This window comes from Paenibacillus jepli, from assembly GCF_047238105.1.
GTDB lineage: Bacteria > Bacillota > Bacilli > Paenibacillales > Paenibacillaceae > Paenibacillus_D.
On the sequence record NZ_JBDFMD010000001.1, the window covers coordinates 6,833,595 to 6,855,300 of the forward strand.

The following is a 21,706-nucleotide window of genomic DNA, read 5'->3' on the forward strand; positions in this document are numbered from 1 at the left end:
GAAAAGATATGTCAACTGTCCTGAACAACTTTGATACGTGGAAGCATTTTCTGGCGGATCGGGTGGAGCAGGCCAAGAAAATCGGGTTAAGTGAAGAAGCAATCTCGAATCTGGCATACGAAATCGGCAGTTTTTTGGACGAGAGAGTCGATCCGAAAAACGACGAGCAGCGTGCGCTGAAGGAGATTTGGGATGTCGGCGATGAGAGCGAGCGCAAAACGATTGCGCGCCTCATGGTGAAGCTTGTCCAGAACTCGTAATAGGCTTTGCAGACTGGCCTCCGTTCGGGGGCCTTTCTGTCATGTTCCGAGTCATTGTTGCAGGAGTTTGACGAAAATTGTAGAATTATAAATTTTGGTACGCTTATTACTTTACAGATGTAAAATCCAAGTCCGTACAGCCAGGGAAGGAGACCTATGGAATACAAACAGTGGTATATGGAGTACAAGATACATAAGAACCGTCCCGGACTGCTCGGAGATATCGCTTCTCTGCTCGGCATGCTGGAGGTCAACATCATCACGATCAACGGCGTCGAGAATCGGACCCGCGGCATGCTGCTGCAGACCGACGATGACGAAAAGATCGAATTGCTGGGCAAAATGCTGAAAAAGGTGGATAATATTACGATTAACGCACTGCGTCCGCCCAAGCTTGTGGATATCCTTGCCGTTCGTCACGGCCGCTATATCGAAAGAGATTCAGATGATAAGAAGACGTTTCGATTTACCAGAGATGAACTGGGCTTGTTGGTTGACTTCCTGGGGGAGATCTTCAAACGCGAGGGAAATCAAGTGATCGGCCTGCGCGGCATGCCGCGCGTCGGCAAGACGGAGTCCATCATCGCAGGCAGTGTCTGTGCCAGCAAGCGCTGGGCATTCGTATCTTCGACGATGCTGCGTCAGACGGTACGCAGTCAGCTTTCCGAAGAAGAGATGGATGCGGGCAATATCTTCATCATAGATGGTATAGTGAGTACGGTTCGTTCCAATGAAAAGCATTATAGCCTGCTGCAGGAAATCATGGCGATGCCGTCTACCAAGGTTATCGAACATCCGGATATCTTCATCAAGGAATCACATTACGATCACAGCATTTATGACTGCATTATCGAGCTTCGCAGTACGCCTGATGAAGAGATTTCGTACGAAACCTTTACTAATGACTTCAACGAATTCTAACCGGGAGGTGAAGACATGTCAGAGTTGGGCACACTGCTCAAGGAGGCCCGCCAGAGAAAAGGTTATACCCTCAATGATGTACAGGAAATGACGAAGATTAGAGTCCGTTATCTTGAGGCGATCGAGGCTGGAGATTATAATGTTCTCCCGGGTTCTTTTTATGCCAGAGCCTTTATCAAAAATTATGCGGAAGCGGTAGGTCTAGATCCGGACGAGCTATTGCAGCAGCATCAGCATGAAGTTCCCGCTTTGCCGACGGAGCCGGCTGCCGAGCCGATGATGAAGCCTAGGCGCGCTTCGGCAAGAGCGTCCGACCGGTGGAGCAAATGGGGGTTTGGCATCCTGCTCTGGTGCTTCCTGGCGCTGATCGTCGTGCTGGTCTATATCTTCGTGCTCGATTCGCCCAACGAACCGCCGCCGGTCGTCGATGATACGAATCTGACCGAGGACACGAATGAGCCGCCGGCAGACGATGGGGAACCTGGAGGGACGGATACGCCGGATAACGGTGGTGGCCCCGAAGCGCCGGGGACGGATACGCCGGATAACGGTGGAGAACAGCCGGGGGGCGAGGATGAGGGGGATCAGCCTCCGAACGGTGAGACGGTAGTTACGGCAACAGGTGATATTACTCGCCGGACGACCGAATACGAGGTTTCTCCGGCAGGTACGCATACGTATGAGATCATCGTGCAGGGCGAGAGCTGGGTGGAGCTGCGCAGCGAAGAATCCGGCGAGCGTCTGATCTTTAAGAACGTGTCAGATACGACCGAGACCCACGAACTGACTGGTCCCGTGTTTATCAGCCTCGGCTTTGCACCAAGCGTGGAAGTGAGAGTGGATGGACAGCCGCTGCATAATGGCGGCGAGAGCGGCACCAGCAAGCGTTACCTGATTACGCCTGTGGACAGCCAGTCAGCTGGCGCGGGTGAGCAATAAGACATGTTGCAGAAGGCATCCTTGGTGTTATGACGAGGATGTCTTTTGCCAAGGTGGACACGAAGAGGAGGAGTCGATAGTATGAGTTCAGAGAGTTCATTTGATATTGTATCCAAGGTCGATATGCAGGAGATGTCCAATGCCATTGATCAGGCGGAACGGGAGATCGGCACCCGCTTTGATTTCAAGGGCAGCAAGAGCAGCATCGAGCTGGAGAACGGCGAGCTTGTCGTTGCTTCCGATGATGAGTTCAAGCTGAAAGGCGTCCTTGATATCCTGCAGTCCAAAATGATCAAGCGCGGCGTGCCGATTAAAAATCTCGAATACGGCAAAGTTGAACCAGCTTCCGGAAGTACTGTGCGACAGCGGATCAAGCTTAAGTCCGGGATTGATCAGGAAAATGCCAAAAAAATCAATGTGCTTATACGCGACGCCAAGCTGAAAGTAAAGTCTCAGATTCAAGGGGATCAGATCCGCGTCACCGGTAAAAGCAGGGATGACCTGCAAGCAGTGATCCAACTCCTTCGCAAAGCGGATCTTACGGTAGATCTGCAATTTATGAACTACAAGTAGATTACACCGCGCTTTATAGAAGCAGGCTGTTCAGAAAGAGACCGGTTTCTCAGGACGTTTTGACACCGCGAAGGGTTGTCGTATATACTTTAATTCTAAAGGTTAGGCTGATCGTTGAGGCACTGGAATCTGGAGGAATATCTGAACATGACTGAACGTGTAAAGGTAGTAACGCTCGGATGCGAGAAAAATCTGGTCGATTCCGAGATTATGTCCGGTTTGATCGACCAGCGGGGATTTGAGCTGGTGGAGCAAGCAGATGAAGCGACGGTAATCATCGTCAATACGTGCGGATTTATCGATGCGGCCAAGGAGGAGTCCGTGAATACGATTCTGGACATGGCCGATCTGAAACAAACCGGCAGACTCAAAGCGCTTATCGTCTCGGGGTGCCTGACACAACGCTACAAGCAACAGCTGCTGGAGGAGATGCCTGAGATAGACGGCATTGTAGGTACCGGGGATTTTCATAATATCAATGAAATCGTCGATGAGGCGTTGCGGGGCAAGCGGCCCATCCGGGTCGGCAACCCCGTATTCAATTATGAGGAGGCGCTGCCGCGCAAGGTAGCGACACCGAGGTACACCGCCTTTGTCAAGATCGCCGAAGGCTGCGACAACGCTTGTACGTTCTGCAGCATCCCGATCATGAGAGGCAAGTTCCGCAGCCGCTCTGTGGAATCGATTGTCGAGGAAGTCAGGCTCTTGGCCGAGCAAGGCGTCAAAGAAGTCAGTTTGATCGCTCAAGACTCTACCAATTACGGGACGGATCTGTATGATCGTTTTATGCTTCCCGAGCTGTTGAACCGAGTGAGCAAGGTGCCGGGGATTGTCTGGGTAAGGCTTCATTACGCCTATCCGGGATTTTTTACGGACGAACTGCTCGAGGAGATGGCCAGTAATCCGAAGATCTGCAACTATATTGATATGCCGCTGCAGCACAGCGAAGATCGAATCTTGAAGCGGATGCGCAGACCCGGGCGGCAGCGCGATGTGCGCGAACTGATCGCCAAGATCCGCAGCAGGATGCCGGAGGCGGCGCTGCGGACCTCGATTATCGTCGGTTTTCCCGGCGAGACGGAGGAGGATTTTGAGCGTCTGTGCGCATTTGTGCGTGAAGTAAAATTTGACCGGCTGGGCGTCTTTACCTACTCCAGTGAGGAGGATACCCCTGCAGTCAGACTTCCCGACCATGTCCCGGACGAAGTCAAGGAATGGCGCGCCAATACGCTGATGGAGATCCAGCGCGAGGTGTCCAAGGATAATGGCAGCAAATACGTCGGCCGTGAGATCGATGTGCTGGTAGAACGGTATGACGGCCGCAGCGATGTATATATCGGCCGTTCCCAGTATGATGCGCCGGAGATTGACGGCGAAGTCTTTATTACCAAAGCTTCTGCAGCCATCGGAGAGATACAGAAGGTCAAAGTTACACATGCCTATGAGTTCGATCTTTCCGGGGAGGGAATTGCATGAATCTGGCCAATCGCATCACGTTGGCGAGAATATTTTTGGTGCCGATCATCGTATTCTTCCTGCTGGTCAGACTGGATATCGAACCGATCGTATTCGGTGAATTCCAGATTACCTACAATCAGATCATTGCGGCGCTGATTTTTATCATCGCCGCCAGCACGGACGGACTGGACGGATATATCGCCCGCAAGAACAAGCAAGTGACCAATCTTGGCAAGCTGCTTGATCCGCTGGCAGACAAGCTGCTTGTGGCTGCTGTATTGATCTCGCTGGTGCAGATGAACAAGCTCGATGCAGTCATTGCAATCATCATCATCAGCCGCGAGTTTGCCGTAACCGGTCTGCGTCAGGTCGCTTTATTGGATGGCAAGGTGGTCGCTGCCAGCAACTGGGGCAAATGGAAAACGGGCGTGCAGATTACGATGATTATCGCTTTGCTGCTTAACAATTTCCCGTTTGCCTTTATCGACGTTCGTTTTGATCTGATTTCCAGCTGGCTTGCAGCTCTTATTACGTTGTATTCCGGCATCGATTATTTTATCAAGAACAAAAATCTAATCCCCGCTTCCGAGTGACTTGCGACTTGTACAGGCAAGACATCATCCAGCTCTGGATGATGTCTTTGTTGCAATGATAAGAGATTTGTCGGTTTAACTGGTGCTGCTTGTCATTGAGCGAGCGCTTATCCGCTGGGAGCGGGCATCCTTGGGAGGGACATTACCCGATGAAAGCAGAGATTATCGCCGTTGGCACGGAATTGCTGCTGGGCCAGATCATCAATACGAATGCTCAATTTTTGTCGCAAGGACTGGCTGACCTGGGCATTGATGTCTACTTCCAGACCGTTGTCGGGGACAATGCCGGGCGGTTGACGCAGGCGATCCATACCGCGCGCACTCGCGCAGATCTGATCTTATTTACAGGGGGGCTGGGGCCGACCCAGGACGATCTGACCAAAGACACCCTTGCCGCCGACCTTGGGCGCGCGCTGGTGGTCCATGAGCCTTCGATGGCGAAGATCGAGGCCTTGTTTGCTTCCCGGGGGGCCAAGATGGTGGAGAGCAACCGCCGTCAGGCGCTGATGATCGAGGGCTGTGAGCCGCTGGCCAATGAGACGGGGCTGGCGGTCGGCAATGCGCTCACAGTTGGTGATACGCACTATGTATTGCTCCCCGGACCGCCTCGCGAGATGAAGCCGATGTTCACGGGGCCGACCACAGCCTGGCTGCGGCGGATTATGGGCGATGAGCTGCCGCTCTTCAGCAGGCAGCTGCGATTCGCCGGCATCGGCGAATCGAGTCTGGAGGCGGCGATCCTCGACTTGATCGAAGGACAGTCAGATCCGACGATTGCTCCTTACGCCAAAGAAGGTGAAGTGGCGCTCCGCATCTCGACCAAAGCCCGGACGGCAGCGGAAGCGCATGAGCGCATCGACGCCACTGTCAGCCAGATCAGCGAGCGGCTAAAGCAGTTTATGTACGCCCAGGACGATATCCCGATCGAAGAGGCGGTGATCCGGCTGCTCCGCAATTCGATGCGCACGCTAGCATCGGCGGAGAGCTGCAGCGGCGGTCTGCTGGCCGAAGCTATCACCAGCATTCCCGGCAGCAGCAGCGAATTCAAAGGCGGTATGGTCACCTATACCAATGAGATGAAGCACCGCGTGCTGGGTATACCGATGTCTCAGCTGGAAGGCCCGGGGGCGCCAGGGGCGGTTAGCGAGTCGACAGCTGCGATGATGGCCGAGCGGATCCGCGAGCTTTCGGGAACCGACTTTGGCATCTCGATCACCGGTGTCGCCGGCCCGGCAGAATGTGAAGGCAAGGCGGTTGGACTCGTCTATGTCGGTCTTGCTCAGAAGGGCCGCGAAACCGAAGTCCACACGCTCCAGCTGAGCGGCAACCGCGGGATCATCCGGCTGCGAGCGGTCAAGGCTGCGTTCTATCGGCTCTGGCAGCGTCTTATGGAAACCTCAGGCCATACAGGTATGAAAGTACCGGATTAAGGCTTGCCAAGCTCAGAGGCTTGACGTATAATTTAGGGGACAGTTAACGGAAGAACCGTGGCGAAGTTACTTTGCTGCGGTTTTTTTATTGCCCCCGAATCAAAAAAACGAATGTATGTTCGAAAAAGTGCTTGGCAAGGCATGCAAAACAAGGTATCATTAGACTATAAGTTCGAATTAGCCCCCCCTATAAATTGTGAAGGATGTGAGTGTATTGTCAGATCGTCGTGCAGCACTTGATATGGCATTGCGTCAGATAGAGAAGCAGTTCGGTAAAGGTTCCATAATGAAGCTGGGCGAGAACGCCGGTATGCAGGTTGAGGTCGTGCCGAGCGGCTCGCTGGCTCTGGATATAGCTTTGGGCATTGGCGGCCTGCCAAGAGGCCGGGTCATCGAAGTCTATGGTCCTGAATCCTCGGGTAAGACGACGGTTGCGCTCCATGCGATCGCCGAGGTGCAGCGGATCGGTGGACAAGCCGCCTTCATCGATGCTGAGCATGCGCTGGATCCTTTGTATGCCAGCAAGCTGGGCGTCAATATTGACGAGCTGCTGCTGTCCCAGCCGGACACAGGCGAGCAGGCGCTGGAGATCGCCGAAGCGCTGGTACGCAGCGGAGCTGTCGATATCATCGTTATCGACTCTGTGGCAGCACTTGTGCCGAAGGCAGAGATCGAGGGCGAGATGGGGGACTCCCATGTCGGTCTGCAAGCGCGGCTGATGTCGCAGGCGCTTCGCAAGCTGTCCGGATCGATCAGCAAGTCGAAGACGATCGCGATCTTCATCAACCAGCTCCGGGAGAAGGTTGGCGTCATGTTCGGCAACCCCGAGGTTACGCCGGGCGGCCGTGCCTTGAAGTTCTACTCCAGCGTGCGTCTGGAAGTACGCCGGATCGAGACATTGAAGCAAGGCAACGACATGGTCGGCAACCGTACACGCATCAAGGTTGTGAAGAATAAAGTAGCACCGCCGTTCAAACAGGCGGAGATCGATATTATGTATGGCGAAGGCATCTCCAGAGAAGGCAGCCTGGTAGATATCGGTGTGGAGCTGGACATCGTCCAGAAGAGCGGCGCCTGGTTCTCCTTTAACGGCGAGCGTCTTGGTCAGGGCCGGGAGAATGCCAAGCAGTATTTGAAGGATCATCCCGAAGTGTCCGAGGTCATCGAGCGCGAGGTGAGGCAAGCCAGCAATCTGTCGGCCACGGCGGTACCGACGACTGTCATCAGCTCGGGTCAGGAAGAAGAGGAAGACGAAGAGTTCGAATTGATCTAACATATGAGATGAGGCGCCTTGCGACAAGGCGCCTTCTTTGTTAATAGGTTATGGGGATTTCTTAGCGGAGGAGGTTTGCTGTCGTGGATGATGAGCAGGACACGGGACCTGAACATTCGAATGGGGGCACGATTACATCGGTAGAACAGGATATCCGCAAACGCGGGTTGTATCATATCTATCTGGATCATAAGGAAGAGGCGGCACTAACGCTGCATGAGGATGTCGTCGTTCGTTACAGGCTGTCCAAGGGCGCGGTGCTGAGCGCAGCCGCGATAGACGACATACGTGAAGCCGGTGACCGTCACCAGGCTTACAGGCTTGCTGTAGCCTATCTGGGAGTCAAAGCGAGGACCGCCAAAGAGATCGAGAGGTACCTGCTCCGCAAAGAGGTCCAGGCCGAATATATCGGCGTGGTCATCGAGCGTCTTGCAGAGGAACAATTTATCGACGATGCCGACTATGCTGAGCGTTTTGCGAGGCAACGGTTGCGTCTCCAGCAGAAGGGGAGCCGCCGGATCCAGCAGGAGCTGCTCCAGCGGGGGGTGTCCAAAGCAGTTGCGGTCAAGGCTGTGAACGGGCTCGATAGGGAAGACGAGCTGCAGGCGGCGATCCGGACCGCCGCCAAGAAGTGGCGCAGCTTGAAGGGAGAAGAGCGCGACCGCAGACGCAAGCTGGCCATGTTTCTGCTGCGCCGCGGCTATCCGCATGACGTTGCAAGAAAAGCTGTGTCTGTTATAGGTTCCGAAGATATCCTCGAGGAAGAGGGGCAAATGCTTGACAATTGATTTTGTCAAAAGCTAAAATGAACATGTATTCCTCCCAATTTGAAACGATTTTCCTCCCAAAATCGGGTTCAAATGCTTATTTTTACCCAGTTTGTCGATGAACGGTATGGAAACCGGCTTAAACAACCAAATATCCGGGCGTGTGCCTTGGTGCAAGCAACGAGGAGGTGAGAGAGAGATGCCAGATGTCTTGCTCATGATTCTACTCCTTGTTGGCGCGACATTCTTAGGGGTTGCGATTGGTTATTTTATTCGAAAGTCGATTGCCGAGGCCAAGATTTCAAGCGCTGAACAAGCCGCCGTTCAGATCGTGGAGAACGCTAAGAAAGAAGCGGAGGCGCAAAAGAAAGAAACGGTGCTCGAGGCAAAAGACGAAGTCCACAAGCTCCGTTCCGAAGCAGAGAAGGATATTCGAGACCGCCGCAGTGAAACGCAGCGGCTGGAAAGAAGACTGCTGCAGAAAGAGGAGTCGCTGGATAAAAAGATAGAAGCGCTGGAACGCAAAGAAGAACAAGTGTCCAACAAGGAGAAACGAATCGAAGAGACGCAACAGCAGATTGAATCGATCTACAAGCAGCAAGTGTCTGAGCTCGAGAGAATCTCCAATCTGACGATGGAGGATGCCAAGCAGATCATTCTCTCTAACGTTGAGCAAGAGGTTCGCCACGAGACGGCTCAGCTGATCAAAGAAATCGAACAGCAAGCCAAAGAAGAAGCAGACAAAAAAGCGCGGGATATTATCTCGCTTGCTATCCAGCGTTGCGCTGCAGACCATGTAGCTGAGACGACTGTATCCGTCGTCTCCTTGCCTAACGAGGAGATGAAGGGCCGGATCATCGGCCGTGAAGGCCGCAACATCCGGGCGCTAGAAACGCTTACCGGTATTGATCTGATTATCGACGATACACCGGAAGCGGTCATCTTGTCCGGCTTCGATCCGATCCGCCGCGAGATTGCCCGGACGTCGCTGGAGAAGCTCGTCGCTGACGGCAGGATCCATCCGGCGCGTATCGAGGAGATGGTCGACAAGTCCCGCCGCGAAGTGGATGAACGTATCCGCGAGTACGGGGAACAAGCGACCTTTGAAGTCGGCGTGCATGGATTGCATCCTGATCTGATCAAGATTCTGGGAAGACTCAAGTATCGGACAAGCTATGGTCAGAATGTGCTGAAGCATTCGATGGAGGTCGCCTATCTGACTGGACTGATGGCGGCAGAGCTGGGAGAAGACATTACGCTGGCCAAGCGTGCGGGATTGCTGCATGACATTGGCAAGGCTTTGGATCATGAAGTCGAAGGTTCGCATGTAGAGATCGGCGTGGAGCTCGCCAAGAAGTACAAAGAGCATCCTGTCGTAATCAACAGCATCGCTTCCCATCATGGCGATTGCGAAGCGACTTCGGTCATCGCGATGCTCGTCGGTGCGGCAGACGCCTTGTCGGCTGCACGCCCGGGAGCACGAAGAGAAACACTGGAGACGTATATAAAACGGTTGGAGAAGCTGGAGGCAATCTCCGAATCGTTTGATGGCGTAGAGAAGTGTTATGCGATTCAGGCTGGCCGCGAGGTCAGGGTGATGGTGCAACCGGAGAAGATCGACGATGCCGACTCGTTCCGACTGGCTCGTGACATCACGAAGAAGATCGAGAGCGAGCTTGACTATCCCGGTCATATCAAGGTCACCGTTATTCGCGAGACACGCGCTGTCGAATACGCCAAATAAACTCCCGATCCGGGAATATGAAGAAAAGTGGCTGCTTGTCAGCCACTTTTCATATTTTTTGCACAGACAGAACGAAATGAAGGGGTAACACAACCATGAAAGTATTGTTTATCGGCGATATTGTCGGTCAGGTCGGGCGACAGGCGGTCAAGCAAGTCCTGCCAGCACTCAAGAGTAAGTATCAACCGCATTTGATCATTGCCAACGGAGAAAATGCGGCCGCCGGCCGGGGAATAACGGCAAGCATCGCCAAAGAGTTCTTCAACTGGGGAATCCACGGCATTACCATGGGTAATCACACATGGGACAATAAAGACATCTTCGAGTGGATCGAGGACGAAGAACGCATCGTCCGTCCGGCTAATTATGCGCCGGAAGCACCTGGGCGGGGAGCGGCCGTAATCAAGGCAGGGGGTAAAGAGCTTACGATCATCAACCTCCAAGGGAGAACATTCCTGCCGCCGATCGATTGTCCATTCCGCACGGCAGACCGTCTGCTGGAGGAGCTGGGAGACCGCAAGCGACGTCCGGTGCTCGTCGATTTCCATGCGGAAGCCACCTCAGAGAAGCAGGCGATGGGCTGGTACCTTGACGGCAGAGCGTCGATCGTGCTCGGTACCCATACCCATGTCCAGACGAACGACGACCGGGTGCTGCCGGAAGGGACGGCTTATATTACAGACGTCGGTATGGTAGGATCTATGGAAGGCGTGCTAGGTATGGAGCGTCAAGCGGTAGAATACCGTTTTTTGACCGGTATGCCGGCACGCTTAACGGTAGACGAAGGCAAGTGGCACTTTCATGCGATTGTGGTCGATATCGATGATGCTTCGGGCAGTGCCCGAGGGGTAACGAAGATTCGCTGGATCGAAGAGGACTGGTTGATGGCCTAACGGCCCTCACCAGTTTTTTTGTCGCCAATATTCTGACAAATCAGAATCGCGTGAAAAGTCAAGGGTTGAAAAGCAGGAATTTTTTTACCTCTCTCGAATAGGTATTAATAGTGGATTTCAATCCATCATTCCCGGGGGAGGTACCATTCATGGATGTATTAAAAGTTTCAGCAAAATCCAATCCAAATTCTGTTGCCGGTGCATTGGCTGGTGTACTCCGAGAGCGTGGCGCCGCCGAACTGCAGGCCATCGGGGCTGGTGCATTGAATCAAGCAGTAAAGGCAGTGGCGATTGCCCGGGGATTCGTGGCTCCTAGCGGAGTCGATCTGATCTGTATACCTGCATTTACGGATATTGTGATCGAGGGTGAGGACCGGACCGCAATCAAATTAATCGTCGAGCCGAGATAAGCCGATTTAGTTGATCTCAGCTTCCAAGAGCAACTGCCTGTTTACGGCTTGTAAACAGGTTTTTTTGTGTACGAATGAAAAAAAGCGATACAGGAGGCGGACGATGCGAGGTATAGCGGACTTTCACTGCGACGTATTGAGCAAGCTGTTGATGGATGAGAAACTCGAGTTTTGCGGCGAGGCAAGCGATGCTTTGGACGTTACCTATGAGAGGCTGGCGTTGTCGGAAACCGTGCTGCAGACTTTTGCTGTCTTTATACCTGCAAGAGCGGGGATCGGACTTCACGCTATTCTTCGATCAATCGACCTGTTCTATCGTAAAATATTGGCCTGCCGCGGGGTGGTTCATATCCGAACCGCAGCCGATCTCGACCGGGCGGCCCGGGAAGGAGCCTTGGCAGCGATGCTGTCTCTCGAAGGCGTGGATGGGATGGAGGGAGATCCGGAGATGCTGCGGATTCTCTACCGGCTTGGTGTGAGGTCGGTCGGATTAACCTGGAACCACGCCAACTGGGCTGCCGACGGGGTCATGGAGAAGCGTAGCGGCGGACTGACGGGTAAGGGCAGGCGACTGCTGGAGGTAGCGGAGGAGCTCAAAGTCATCGTGGATGTCTCCCATCTGGCAGAGCGGGGATTTTGGGAGGTAGTGTCGCTGGCAGGACGACCGGTTATCGCTTCTCATTCCAATGCCCGTGCAATATGCGACCATCCGCGCAATCTTACGGATGATCAGCTGCAGGCCCTGATCCGGATGGACGGGCGGATCGGTATTACTTATGTTCCTTGGTTCGTGAGTCAGACTGGAGAAGCGACAATTGACGATGTGCTGCGGCATATCGAGCATATTTGCGAACTAGGCGGCGAGCGGCAGATTATGCTGGGTTCGGATTTTGACGGTATTGACAGCTATGTGCAAGGGCTGACGAATCCGGTAGATACCGGTCGATTGGTCGAGGGAATGCTGAAGCGCTATTCTGAGGCGCAGGTGGAAGGATTCACTAGCGGCAATGCTTACCGGCACTTGCTCAACTATCTTCCAACGGGATGAAAAAGTATCTTTTCAATCTGATATAGGTATGAATACAATCGCAAAGAGCTATGCATAGCGTCTCTGGATTCGCTTGCATTTTAATAGGGGAGAACATAGAATTTAGAGGATAAGGTTGGATATAAAAGAGGAGATGGAAACGTTGATCAGTCAATTATCTTGGAAAATCGGAGGACAGCAGGGAGAGGGCGTAGAGAGTACAGACCGTATTTTCTCGACTGCACTCAACCGGCTAGGTTATTATCTGTACGGTTATCGTCATTTTTCTTCCCGTATTAAAGGCGGGCATACCAATAACAAAATCCGGATCAGCACAGAGCCGCTGCGAGCGATCTCCGATGATCTGGATATTCTGGTTGCCTTCGATCAGGAGAGCATTGATCTCAACGCCGCAGAGCTCCGCCCGGGCGGAGTCGTCGTAGCGGATGCCAAATTCAATCCCACCATCCCGGAGGGACTCGATGTCGAATTGTTTGCAGTACCAATCACGGCGATGGCTGAGGAGCTTGGTACCTCTCTGATGAAGAATATGGTCGCTTCCGGCGCATCTTGGGCGCTGCTCGGGCTGCCGCTGGACGTGTTCAATAAAGCTGTCGAAGAAGAGTTCGGCCGCAAAGGGGCAACCGTCGTCGAGAAAAATGTCGAAGCGGTCGGGCGCGGCGCTGCGTTTGTGCTCGAGCAAGCGGGTGGCCCGATCGATGGGTTCCGTCTGGACAGCGCCGATGGGAAGCAGAAGCTGTTCATGATCGGCAACGAGGCGATCGGCCTCGGGTGTATCGCTGCCGGGTGCCGGCTGATGGCCGCCTATCCGATCACTCCGGCATCGGAGATTATGGAGTATCTGATCAAGCATCTGCCCAAAGTGGGCGGCACGGTCGTCCAAACTGAGGATGAGATCGCTGCGGTGACGATGGCGATCGGCGCCAATTATGCTGGTGTCCGCGCGATGACGGCATCTGCCGGCCCCGGGCTGTCGCTGATGGTGGAAGCAATCGGACTGGCGGGAATGACGGAGACCCCTCTGGTCATCGTGAACACCCAACGCGGCGGCCCTTCCACAGGACTGCCTACCAAGCAGGAACAATCCGATCTCAATGCGATGATCTACGGCACGCACGGAGAAATTCCCAAAGTTGTCATAGCCCCTGCGTCCATAGAGGATTGCTTCTATGATACAATTGAAGCGTTCAATATTGCCGATACGTATCAAGTGCCTGTCATTCTTATGACCGACCTGCAGCTCTCTCTGGGCAAGCAATCCTGTGAAGTGTTGGATTACGACAAGATCTCAATCGAACGCGGCAAGCTCGTCCGCGAGCACGAGCCGCTTGCGGCTGGTCAGCTATTCAAACGGTATGAATGGACGGAGGACGGTGTCTCGCCCCGCTCGATCCCCGGCGATCCGCACGGTCTGCATCATGTAACCGGGGTCGAGCATGACGAGCAGGGTCGGCCATCGGAGAGCGCGCACAACCGCAAGCTCATGATGGACAAGCGGCTTGGCAAGGTGAAGGGTCTCCGGATCCGCGAAGCGGTAAGGTGTGAAGCACCACATGAGCGAGCAGACCTGCTCATCGTCGATATGAGCTCGGTCGGCGGAACGATCGATGAAGCCAGACTGCGGCTGGAGAAGGATGGCATCCGTACGAACCATGCGACTATTCGCCAGATCCATCCTTTCCCGACGGAGCAGCTGGCGCCTCTGCTTGAACGTGCGGAGAGCGTACTTGTCGTAGAGAATAATGCGACAGCCCAATTAGCCGACCAGATCAAGCTGCATGCCGGACATGCGGATAAGATTCACAACCTTCTAAAGTACGATGGAAACCCATTTTTGCCTGCGGAAGTCTACCAAGCCTGCAAGGAGCTGAACAACAATGGCGACATTTAAAGATTTTAGAAACAACGTCAAGCCCAATTGGTGTCCCGGCTGCGGCGACTTCTCGATCCAGGCGGCAATCCAGCGGGCAGCCGCGAATACCGGGCTGGAGCCTGAAGAGTTGGCCGTCATCTCGGGCATCGGCTGCTCCGGACGCATCTCGGGATATATCCACGCATACGGTCTCCATGGCATCCATGGCCGGGCGCTGCCGATCGCCCAGGGCGTCAAGCTGGCCAATCGCGAGCTAACCGTGATCGCATCCGGAGGCGACGGCGACGGCTTTGCTATCGGTATGGGGCATACGGTTCATGCCATCCGCCGCAATCTGGACATTACTTATATCGTGATGGACAATCAGATCTATGGTCTGACCAAGGGCCAGACCTCGCCGCGCAGCGCGGAAGGCTTTAAGACGAAGTCAACCCCGGACGGTTCGATCGAGACGACGCTGTCGCCCCTTGAGATCGCTTTGTCCGCAGGAGCGACGTTTATTGCGCAGTCCTTCTCCAGTGATATCAAACAGCTGACCGCGCTGATCGAGGCTGGCCTTCATCATAAAGGCTTTTCCCTGATCAATGTGTTCAGCCCATGTGTGACCTTCAATAAGGTCAACACGTATGACTGGTTCAAGGAGCATATCGTCAATCTTAACGAATATCCGGATTACGATCCGTCCAACCGGATCGCTGCCATGACGAAGATCATGGAGACCGGAGGCCTGTTGACCGGATTGATCTATCAGGACAAGGAACGCCGTCCATACGAGGATATGATCAGCGGTTTCCGGCCCGAAGGCTTGGCCAATCAGGATCTATCGCTGTCCAGAGCGCATTTCGACCAACTGCTGGCCGAGTTCAAATAACGGCTGTACGGGGGCATACGGCTGCTTAGCTGTATGCCTTCTTAGGAATGAAGGGCAACCTAGTGCTAATCCTATCAAACACGGGAAGGAAGATTACCCATGAAACAAGTACCAGTAGGAGTATCCGCCCGCCACATCCATCTGTCACCGGAACATATCGCTATCCTGTTCGGCGAAGGCTATGAACTGACGGAGCTGAAGCCGCTGTCTCAGCCCGGCCAATATGCTGCCAATGAAACTGTGGCCGTGATCGGACCAAAAGGCGAATTTGGCAAGGTGAGAATTCTCGGTCCTGCCCGCAAACAAACGCAGCTGGAAATTTCCCGCACCGATGCGTTTGCAATCGGCGTCAACCCTCCTGTCCGTGAATCCGGCCATATCGAGGATACGCCCGGTATCCAGCTCAGAGGACCAGCCGGCGAAGTCGCCATAGACAATGGGGTCATCGTCGCCGCTCGCCATATCCATTTCCATACGTCCGATGCCGAGCGTTGGGGCATCCGTGACAAACAGGAGCTGAGAGTCAAGCTTGAGGGCGAGCGGGGGCTGGTGCTGGACCATGTGATCGCCAGAGTTTCGGAAGACTTCGCGCTGGACATGCACATCGACACGGACGAGGCCAACGCGGCAGGCGCGCGCAACGGCGACACCGCCACGATCATCGACTAGCCCCCGCAGCATGGCTATGGTATAATTTGAGTCATTATGACCATAGGGGAGTAAAGGGAAGTGACAGGCGTGGCCAATGAATCAAAAGACTACAGCAAGTATTTTGACTTCTCCGGAGCCAAGGTCATCTCCGAGGATGAGCACGGCAAAAAAATCCGCATTCAGGGCAGAGACATCCATGTCTTGTCGCAGCCGAGCTACCGTCAGGAAAAGCAGCGCGGCAAGGAAGACATCAAGGTTGTCTATGAGACAGAGATGCCGGAGGAGCTGCGCTGCCTCGGGGCGGGGAAGCACTATCTGATCTATACTTACGGTTGTCAGATGAACGAGCATGACACCGAAGTGATGAAGGGTCTGCTGGAGCAGATGGGGTATACGGCAACGGAAGACCGCAAGGCTGCGGATATAATCCTGCTCAATACTTGTGCGATCCGCGAGAACGCGGAGGACAAGGTGTTCGGCGAGCTAGGCCATCTCAAGGCGCTGAAGACCGAGAAGCCGGAGCTGCTGCTCGGCGTGTGCGGTTGCATGTCGCAGGAGGAATCGGTCGTCAGCCGCATCCTGAACAAGCATGCCTTCGTCGACCTCATCTTCGGGACCCACAACATCCACCGGCTGCCGCAGCTGATCCAGGAGGCGAACTTCAGCAAGGAGCTTGTCGTCGAGGTCTGGTCCAAGGAAGGCGACGTTATCGAGAACCTGCCGAAGAAACGGGAAGGGCTGCGCGCCTGGGTAAACATCATGTACGGCTGCGATAAGTTCTGTACGTATTGCATTGTGCCCTATACCCGGGGCAAAGAGCGGAGCCGCCGGCCTGAGGATGTAATCGCGGAAGTCCGGGAGCTGGCGCGGCAGGGCTTCAAGGAAGTGACCCTGCTAGGACAAAATGTCAATGCATACGGCAAAGATTTCGAAGATCTGAACTATCGCTTTGGCGATTTAATGGATGACATTTCGAAAATCGATATTCCACGGATTCGCTTTACCACATCGCATCCGCGCGATTTCGACGATCACCTGATCGACGTGCTCGCCGGCGGAGGCAATCTGGTGGAGCAGATCCATCTGCCAGTGCAATCGGGCAGCACCGAAGTGCTGAAGCGGATGAGCCGCAAGTATAGCCGCGAGACCTACCTTGAGCTCGTGGCCAAGATCAAAGCCAAGATCCCGGGCGTCATGCTGTCTACCGATATTATCGTTGGTTTTCCAGGCGAGACAGACGAGCAGTTCGAGGATACCTTGTCGCTTGTACGCGAGGTTGGCTACGACTTTGCTTTTACCTTCATCTATTCGCCGCGTGCCGGGACACCGGCTGCGGAGATGGAGGACAATGTACCGATGGAGATCAAGAAGCAACGCCTGCAGCGGCTCAATCTCCTCATCCAGGAATTGGCGCTGAGTAGCAACCAGCAGCTTCGCGGGCAAACCGTCGAGCTGTTGATCGAAGGGCAGAGCAAGACTAAGGCAAGCGTGTTGTCCGGGCGCACTCGGACCAATAAGCTGGTGCATGTCGAAGGTCCGGCCTCGCTCATCGGACAATTCGTGGAGGTCGAGATTACCGAAGTGCAAACCTGGTATCTGAAGGCCAGACTGGTCCAGCCAGCCGAGGCCGTAGGCTCCTGAGCGGAAGCGCGTAACGGGATAAAAGAAGGAGAGAAAAGAAATCATGACAGAGCAACAGGCGCAAGCCGGACGCGAGCATAAGCACAAACACGGGCATGGAGATCGCAATTGTCACGATATGCCATCCTACAATACACGCGATTTGCTGGTGAAGGAAGATGTCATGGCTAAGGCCAAGGAATTGGCGGAGCTGATCTCCCAGTCTACTGAGATTCAGCAGTACCAGCGGGCCGAGAAGCAAATTCAGGGCAATGAACGGGTACAGTCATTGATCGCTTTGATGAAGAAAAAGCAAAAAGAAATCGTCGCCTTTGAATCATTCAACAACGAGGCGATGGTCAAAAAAATTGAAGGCGAAATGGAGGCTCTGCAGGACGAACTGGACGGCATCCCAATCGTCGGCGACTTCCAGCAAAGCCAGACGGATATTAATCATCTGCTGCAGATGGTCATCTCGATCATCCGCGATACTGTCTCGGAAAAAATCAATCTGGACTCGGAAGGTGTAGCTGCACCCGAGGAATGCAGTGATTAAAGACGCATATAAATCCGAGTAAGCCGTGTTTCAGTTCATCGATCATGATGATTGAAATATGGCTTTTTGTTTTACTTATTCCTCCCGGGGCCCCGCAAGGTATCTGATTATGCATCATAGGTGTACGCTCACTTTGTGGGAATTAGTTTAATTCTGTCATCAGCATGATGCCGAAAACAGATTAACCTATCATTGATCATGAAAGCGTTTTGAATTACGATTGATTTTGAGGCCTTTGGTTAATAGTAAGAAGAAATAATTGTAAGGGGGATAGCCCAATGAACAATTCTGAGCAGCGTGCTGAAGAAGGCGGAGGGATCCGTGTCCGAGTTCAGCGGTTCGGCCGCTTTTTAAGCGGTATGGTCATGCCCAATATGGGTGCTTTTATTGCATGGGGACTCATAACAGCCCTCTTTATACCTGACGGCTGGCTTCCTAATGCAACGTTGGCAGCGCTCGTCGAACCGATGCTTTATTATTTATTGCCATTGCTAATCGGTTTCACCGGAGGCAGGATGGTTCATGATATGCGGGGCGGTGTAATCGGTGCTGTAGCTACCGTAGGAGTCATCGTCGGCGCAGACATTCCGATGTTCCTGGGGGCCATGATCGTTGGGCCGATTGCAGCCTGGATATTGAAGCAGTTTGATCGCATGATCGACGGCAAGATCCCATCCGGCTTTGAAATGCTGGTCAACAACTTTTCTTCAGGCATCTTCGGCGGTGCCCTGGCCATCGGAGCCATGCTTGGCGTCGGGCCGGTCATTTCTTACATCACCAACATATTGGCGAATTCCGTAGAATTTTTGATCGACAACGGATTGCTGCCGCTTGCGAATCTGCTGATCGAACCCGGAAAGGTGTTGTTCCTCAACAATGCCATTAATCACGGGGTGCTTGGCCCGATCGCATTTGAGCAATCCAATAATCTGGGCAAATCGATCATCTTCCTGCTGGAGTCGAACCCCGGACCGGGACTTGGCATCCTGCTGGCGTACATGATCGCCGGCCGCGGCAGCGCCAAGCAATCCGCTTCCGGAGCGGCAGTTATCCAATTTGCCGGCGGGATTCATGAGATCTACTTCCCGTATATCTTGATGAACCCCCGCCTTATCGTGGCTGCTATCGCAGGCGGTGTAACAGGCAGCTTTACTTTCTCGCTCCTGAATGCCGGTCTGGTCGCCACAGCTTCCCCAGGCAGTATCTTCGCCTACATTGCTATGGCGCCAAGGGGGGAGCTGATGCCAGTGCTGGCAGGTGTATTCACGGCGACCCTCGTTTCTTTCCTAATCGCTGTATTGCTGCTTAAGACGACGCGTCAGAAAGAAGAGGAAGCCTCGCTGGAGGATGCCCGCGAGCGGATGAGCGCGATGAAGGCCAGCGGCACTAGGACGGCCGTCTCTGGCGGAGCAGAGTCTGCTGTCCCTGCCCCAGCAGACCGTCAGAAGACTAAAGAAGAAGTGAAGAAGATCATCGTATCCTGTGATGCGGGTATGGGCTCCAGTGCGATGGGCGCATCCGTACTCCGCAAGAAGATGAAAGCTGCAGGCATCGATGTGCAAGTGACAAATACGGCGATCAGCGATATTCCGTCCGACGCGGACATCGTCATCACCCACCGCTCCCTTACCGATCGTGCCAAGGGTGAAGCGCCGCACGCCGAGCATATCTCAATCGACAACTTCATGAAGAGTCCAGAGTACGACAAGCTGGTCGAACGTCTCAGCTGATCATTCCGGGTCGCAATTAACCGGTCGGTCAAAGGAGGGATGAGATGAGACTGTCGGCTAGGCAGAGCCAGCTGTTGAAGCTGCTGATCGAGCATGCCGAGGGGATGACAGCCGGCGATCTGTCCAGGGAGCTGGGTGTAAGTGTCCGTACGATTCATCGCGAGCTGCCGCGGGTCGAAGAGGTGCTGGCGGCTGCCGGATCGTCGCTAATCAAGCAGTCCGGCTTTGGACTTCGGCTGGCAGCAACCGCTCAGCAGCTGACTCGGCTGCAAGGCATGCTCCGGACAGCGGCAGAATATTCACCTGAGGAGCGTGAGCTGCTGCTGGCCTGCCGGCTGCTGGCTGCGGATGAACCGATCAAACAGTATGCACTGGCTTCGGAGCTGCAGGTAACAATCCCGACGATAACCATTGATCTGGATGAGCTCGAGCAGACACTCAGCCGGTATCGATTGACGCTCCTGCGCAAACGGGGATACGGTGTGCAGATCGAGGGCGATGAGCGATATAAACGTGAGATGATCAGCGACTTAGTCATGGACGTGCTGGATGAGCATGAGCTCTATAGCGGACTGCACGGTCGGCCGTTGACGCCAGTGTCGAGGCCCCTGGCTGAGCTGGCGGGAATCGACAGTATACAAAAGCTGGAACAGGCGTTGTGGAGCCTGGAGCAGCAATTTCCTTCCGAGCTGACGGATACGGATTACACGAAGCTGCTCGTGCAGTTGTCCGTCGCGATCGCCCGCATGCGCAAGGGACATGTCCTGCCGGCTCAGACAGTCGGCGAAACGAGTGAACGGGTGAGCAGCGAGGAGCTGGAGCTATGGACAGCTGCTGCCGGTATCGCACTGGAGGGCAGCGAGAGGTACTACGTCCAGGAGTTGTTAAACCGCCGTGCTTCTGCATCTGCATTACCTCTGCTGCTGGAGCATCCCCGCCTGCAGCAGAGCGTGCACCTGCTGATCGGGATGATGGAGTCGGAGCTGCAGGCAGGATTCGAATCTGACTCCGTGCTCCGCGAGGGGCTTGAGCAGCACCTGGAACGGGCGCTGGAACGGATGCAGCGTGGCGAGACCATACGCAATCCACTGCTTAGACAGATCAAGGACGATCATGAGCAGCTATTCGAAGCTACGGCCAAAACGGCTAGAGAAGTGTATCCCGGATTTACGATCCCCGACGAGGAGATCGGGTTTCTGGCGATGCACTTTGGCGCGTCGCTGGAGCGGGCGGAAGGCGGCGGGGGCAACGGGCTCCGGGCGCTCCTGGTATGCACCAGCGGGATCGGCTCTTCCCGGCTGCTCGCGGCACGACTCGCGAAGTCGTTTCCCAGACTGCACATTACGGGTAATGTCTCTTGGTACGAAGCCAGCCGTCTGCCGGAGACCGAATATGACTTGATCCTCTCGACTATCGATCTGCCGCTGCCTGAATCGCGTTATGTGAAGCTAAGCCCGTTATTGCCTGAAAGAGACCGGAAGATGCTGCGCCGGTTCTTGCGCGATATCCAGCCGCCGGTGCAGCCGCCCGCAGCTTCGCCGTCTCCGGATCTATCGTCGCTGTACAGACTCCAGGAGCTGCACCGCTCTGCTGATGAGATGCTGCAATTGCTGGATCGCCTGATGGTCTGCCGGCTGCGACAACTGCCCGGCGACGGCATGGCCGAGCTGACCTCGCGATTGCTTGCCCTTCTAGAAGAGCAGGGGCATGTCGTTCTTGGCCAACAGGTGGCTGACAAGGTGATGGTCCGGGAAAGCTATGGCAGCCTGGTGCTGCCTGAATCGACAGTGGCGCTCCTGCATACGCGAAGCGAGCATGTGGCTCAGCCGCTGCTCGTGCTGCTGAAGCTGGAGAAGCCGATCATCGCTGGCGATCCGGCGGGACAGATCGAAGCACTGCTGTACATGCTCGCTCCCCAGGAGCTGCCGGCTGTACAGCTCAGCCTGCTCAGTGAGATCAGCGCCATGCTGTTGGAGCACGAGCTGGTGCGTCTGCTTGAAGCGGGTAGCGAGCAAGAGATCCGTCAGTGGCTTGCCGGCGCCTGGCTGGATATCCTGCACCGTGTGTGAGCCAGTCGGATTAGAATGGAGATTTTA

The 21,706-nt window shown here is 54.5% G+C and carries 20 protein-coding genes; all 20 read left to right on the forward strand.

Going from position 1 to position 21,706, the window contains the following annotated elements; all coding sequences use genetic code 11:
- The first annotated feature begins 8 nt into the window (after positions 1–8).
- The 20 genes from ABC336_RS29225 (at position 9) to ABC336_RS29320 (ending at position 21,679) form a co-directional block, all read left to right on the forward strand.
- On the forward strand, positions 9–260 hold the full coding sequence (locus tag ABC336_RS29225) for a DUF3243 domain-containing protein (RefSeq protein ID WP_413242013.1): 252 nt from the start codon (positions 9–11) through the stop codon (positions 258–260).
- Positions 261–416: 156 nt separating this feature from the next.
- Positions 417–1,181, forward strand: a complete 765-nt coding sequence (locus tag ABC336_RS29230) for a DUF3388 domain-containing protein (RefSeq protein WP_413242014.1) — start codon at positions 417–419, stop codon at positions 1,179–1,181.
- A gap of 15 nt (positions 1,182–1,196) precedes the next feature.
- Complete coding sequence (locus ABC336_RS29235) at positions 1,197–2,120, forward strand: RodZ domain-containing protein (RefSeq protein ID WP_413242015.1); 924 nt, start codon at positions 1,197–1,199, stop codon at positions 2,118–2,120.
- A gap of 81 nt (positions 2,121–2,201) precedes the next feature.
- Positions 2,202–2,693, forward strand: a complete 492-nt coding sequence (locus tag ABC336_RS29240; protein WP_413242016.1) for a YajQ family cyclic di-GMP-binding protein — start codon at positions 2,202–2,204, stop codon at positions 2,691–2,693.
- A 147-nt stretch (positions 2,694–2,840) separates the two neighbouring features.
- Complete coding sequence (gene rimO / locus ABC336_RS29245; protein WP_413242017.1) at positions 2,841–4,169, forward strand: 30S ribosomal protein S12 methylthiotransferase RimO; 1,329 nt, start codon at positions 2,841–2,843, stop codon at positions 4,167–4,169.
- Positions 4,166–4,744, forward strand: a complete 579-nt coding sequence (gene pgsA, locus ABC336_RS29250; protein ID WP_413242018.1) for a CDP-diacylglycerol--glycerol-3-phosphate 3-phosphatidyltransferase — start codon at positions 4,166–4,168, stop codon at positions 4,742–4,744. The genes rimO and pgsA overlap by 4 nt, the downstream gene beginning before the upstream one ends.
- Before the next feature lie 149 nt (positions 4,745–4,893).
- Entirely contained in the window at positions 4,894–6,174 is a 1,281-nt protein-coding gene (locus ABC336_RS29255) for a competence/damage-inducible protein A (RefSeq protein ID WP_413242019.1), read from the forward strand.
- A gap of 214 nt (positions 6,175–6,388) precedes the next feature.
- Positions 6,389–7,447, forward strand: coding sequence for a recombinase RecA (gene recA / locus ABC336_RS29260; protein WP_413242020.1), 1,059 nt, complete (start codon positions 6,389–6,391; stop codon positions 7,445–7,447).
- A gap of 83 nt (positions 7,448–7,530) precedes the next feature.
- Positions 7,531–8,235 (forward strand): RecX family transcriptional regulator, encoded by a 705-nt coding sequence (locus tag ABC336_RS29265; RefSeq protein WP_413242021.1) that lies wholly within the window; start codon positions 7,531–7,533, stop codon positions 8,233–8,235.
- A gap of 178 nt (positions 8,236–8,413) precedes the next feature.
- On the forward strand, positions 8,414–9,958 hold the full coding sequence (gene rny / locus ABC336_RS29270; protein WP_413242022.1) for a ribonuclease Y: 1,545 nt from the start codon (positions 8,414–8,416) through the stop codon (positions 9,956–9,958).
- 95 nt (positions 9,959–10,053) lie between these two features.
- Positions 10,054–10,851, forward strand: a complete 798-nt coding sequence (locus ABC336_RS29275) for a TIGR00282 family metallophosphoesterase (RefSeq protein ID WP_413242023.1) — start codon at positions 10,054–10,056, stop codon at positions 10,849–10,851.
- Positions 10,852–11,000: 149 nt separating this feature from the next.
- On the forward strand, positions 11,001–11,261 hold the full coding sequence (locus ABC336_RS29280; RefSeq protein ID WP_020615207.1) for a stage V sporulation protein S: 261 nt from the start codon (positions 11,001–11,003) through the stop codon (positions 11,259–11,261).
- 103 nt (positions 11,262–11,364) lie between these two features.
- Positions 11,365–12,309, forward strand: coding sequence for a dipeptidase (locus ABC336_RS29285; protein WP_413242024.1), 945 nt, complete (start codon positions 11,365–11,367; stop codon positions 12,307–12,309).
- A gap of 142 nt (positions 12,310–12,451) precedes the next feature.
- Positions 12,452–14,200, forward strand: coding sequence for a 2-oxoacid:acceptor oxidoreductase subunit alpha (locus ABC336_RS29290; RefSeq protein ID WP_413242025.1), 1,749 nt, complete (start codon positions 12,452–12,454; stop codon positions 14,198–14,200).
- Positions 14,187–15,053: a 2-oxoacid:ferredoxin oxidoreductase subunit beta gene (locus ABC336_RS29295; RefSeq protein WP_413242026.1), complete on the forward strand. Its 867-nt coding sequence runs from the start codon at positions 14,187–14,189 to the stop codon at positions 15,051–15,053. Before ABC336_RS29290 ends, ABC336_RS29295 begins: the two co-directional genes overlap by 14 nt.
- Before the next feature lie 99 nt (positions 15,054–15,152).
- Positions 15,153–15,722 (forward strand): phosphate propanoyltransferase, encoded by a 570-nt coding sequence (pduL, locus tag ABC336_RS29300; RefSeq protein ID WP_413242027.1) that lies wholly within the window; start codon positions 15,153–15,155, stop codon positions 15,720–15,722.
- Positions 15,723–15,791: 69 nt separating this feature from the next.
- Positions 15,792–17,345 carry a tRNA (N6-isopentenyl adenosine(37)-C2)-methylthiotransferase MiaB gene (gene miaB / locus ABC336_RS29305; protein ID WP_413242028.1) on the forward strand — a complete coding sequence of 518 codons (1,554 nt, stop codon included), beginning with the start codon at positions 15,792–15,794 and terminating at the stop codon, positions 17,343–17,345.
- A 43-nt stretch (positions 17,346–17,388) separates the two neighbouring features.
- Positions 17,389–17,880 carry a YlbF/YmcA family competence regulator gene (locus tag ABC336_RS29310; protein WP_413242029.1) on the forward strand — a complete coding sequence of 164 codons (492 nt, stop codon included), beginning with the start codon at positions 17,389–17,391 and terminating at the stop codon, positions 17,878–17,880.
- A gap of 278 nt (positions 17,881–18,158) precedes the next feature.
- Positions 18,159–19,610, forward strand: coding sequence for a PTS mannitol transporter subunit IIBC (locus ABC336_RS29315; protein ID WP_413242030.1), 1,452 nt, complete (start codon positions 18,159–18,161; stop codon positions 19,608–19,610).
- 44 nt (positions 19,611–19,654) lie between these two features.
- The gene (locus ABC336_RS29320) at positions 19,655–21,679 is read left to right on the forward strand and encodes a BglG family transcription antiterminator (protein ID WP_413242031.1); all 2,025 of its coding nucleotides are present in this window, start codon (positions 19,655–19,657) and stop codon (positions 21,677–21,679) included.
- Positions 21,680–21,706: the final 27 nt, after the last annotated feature.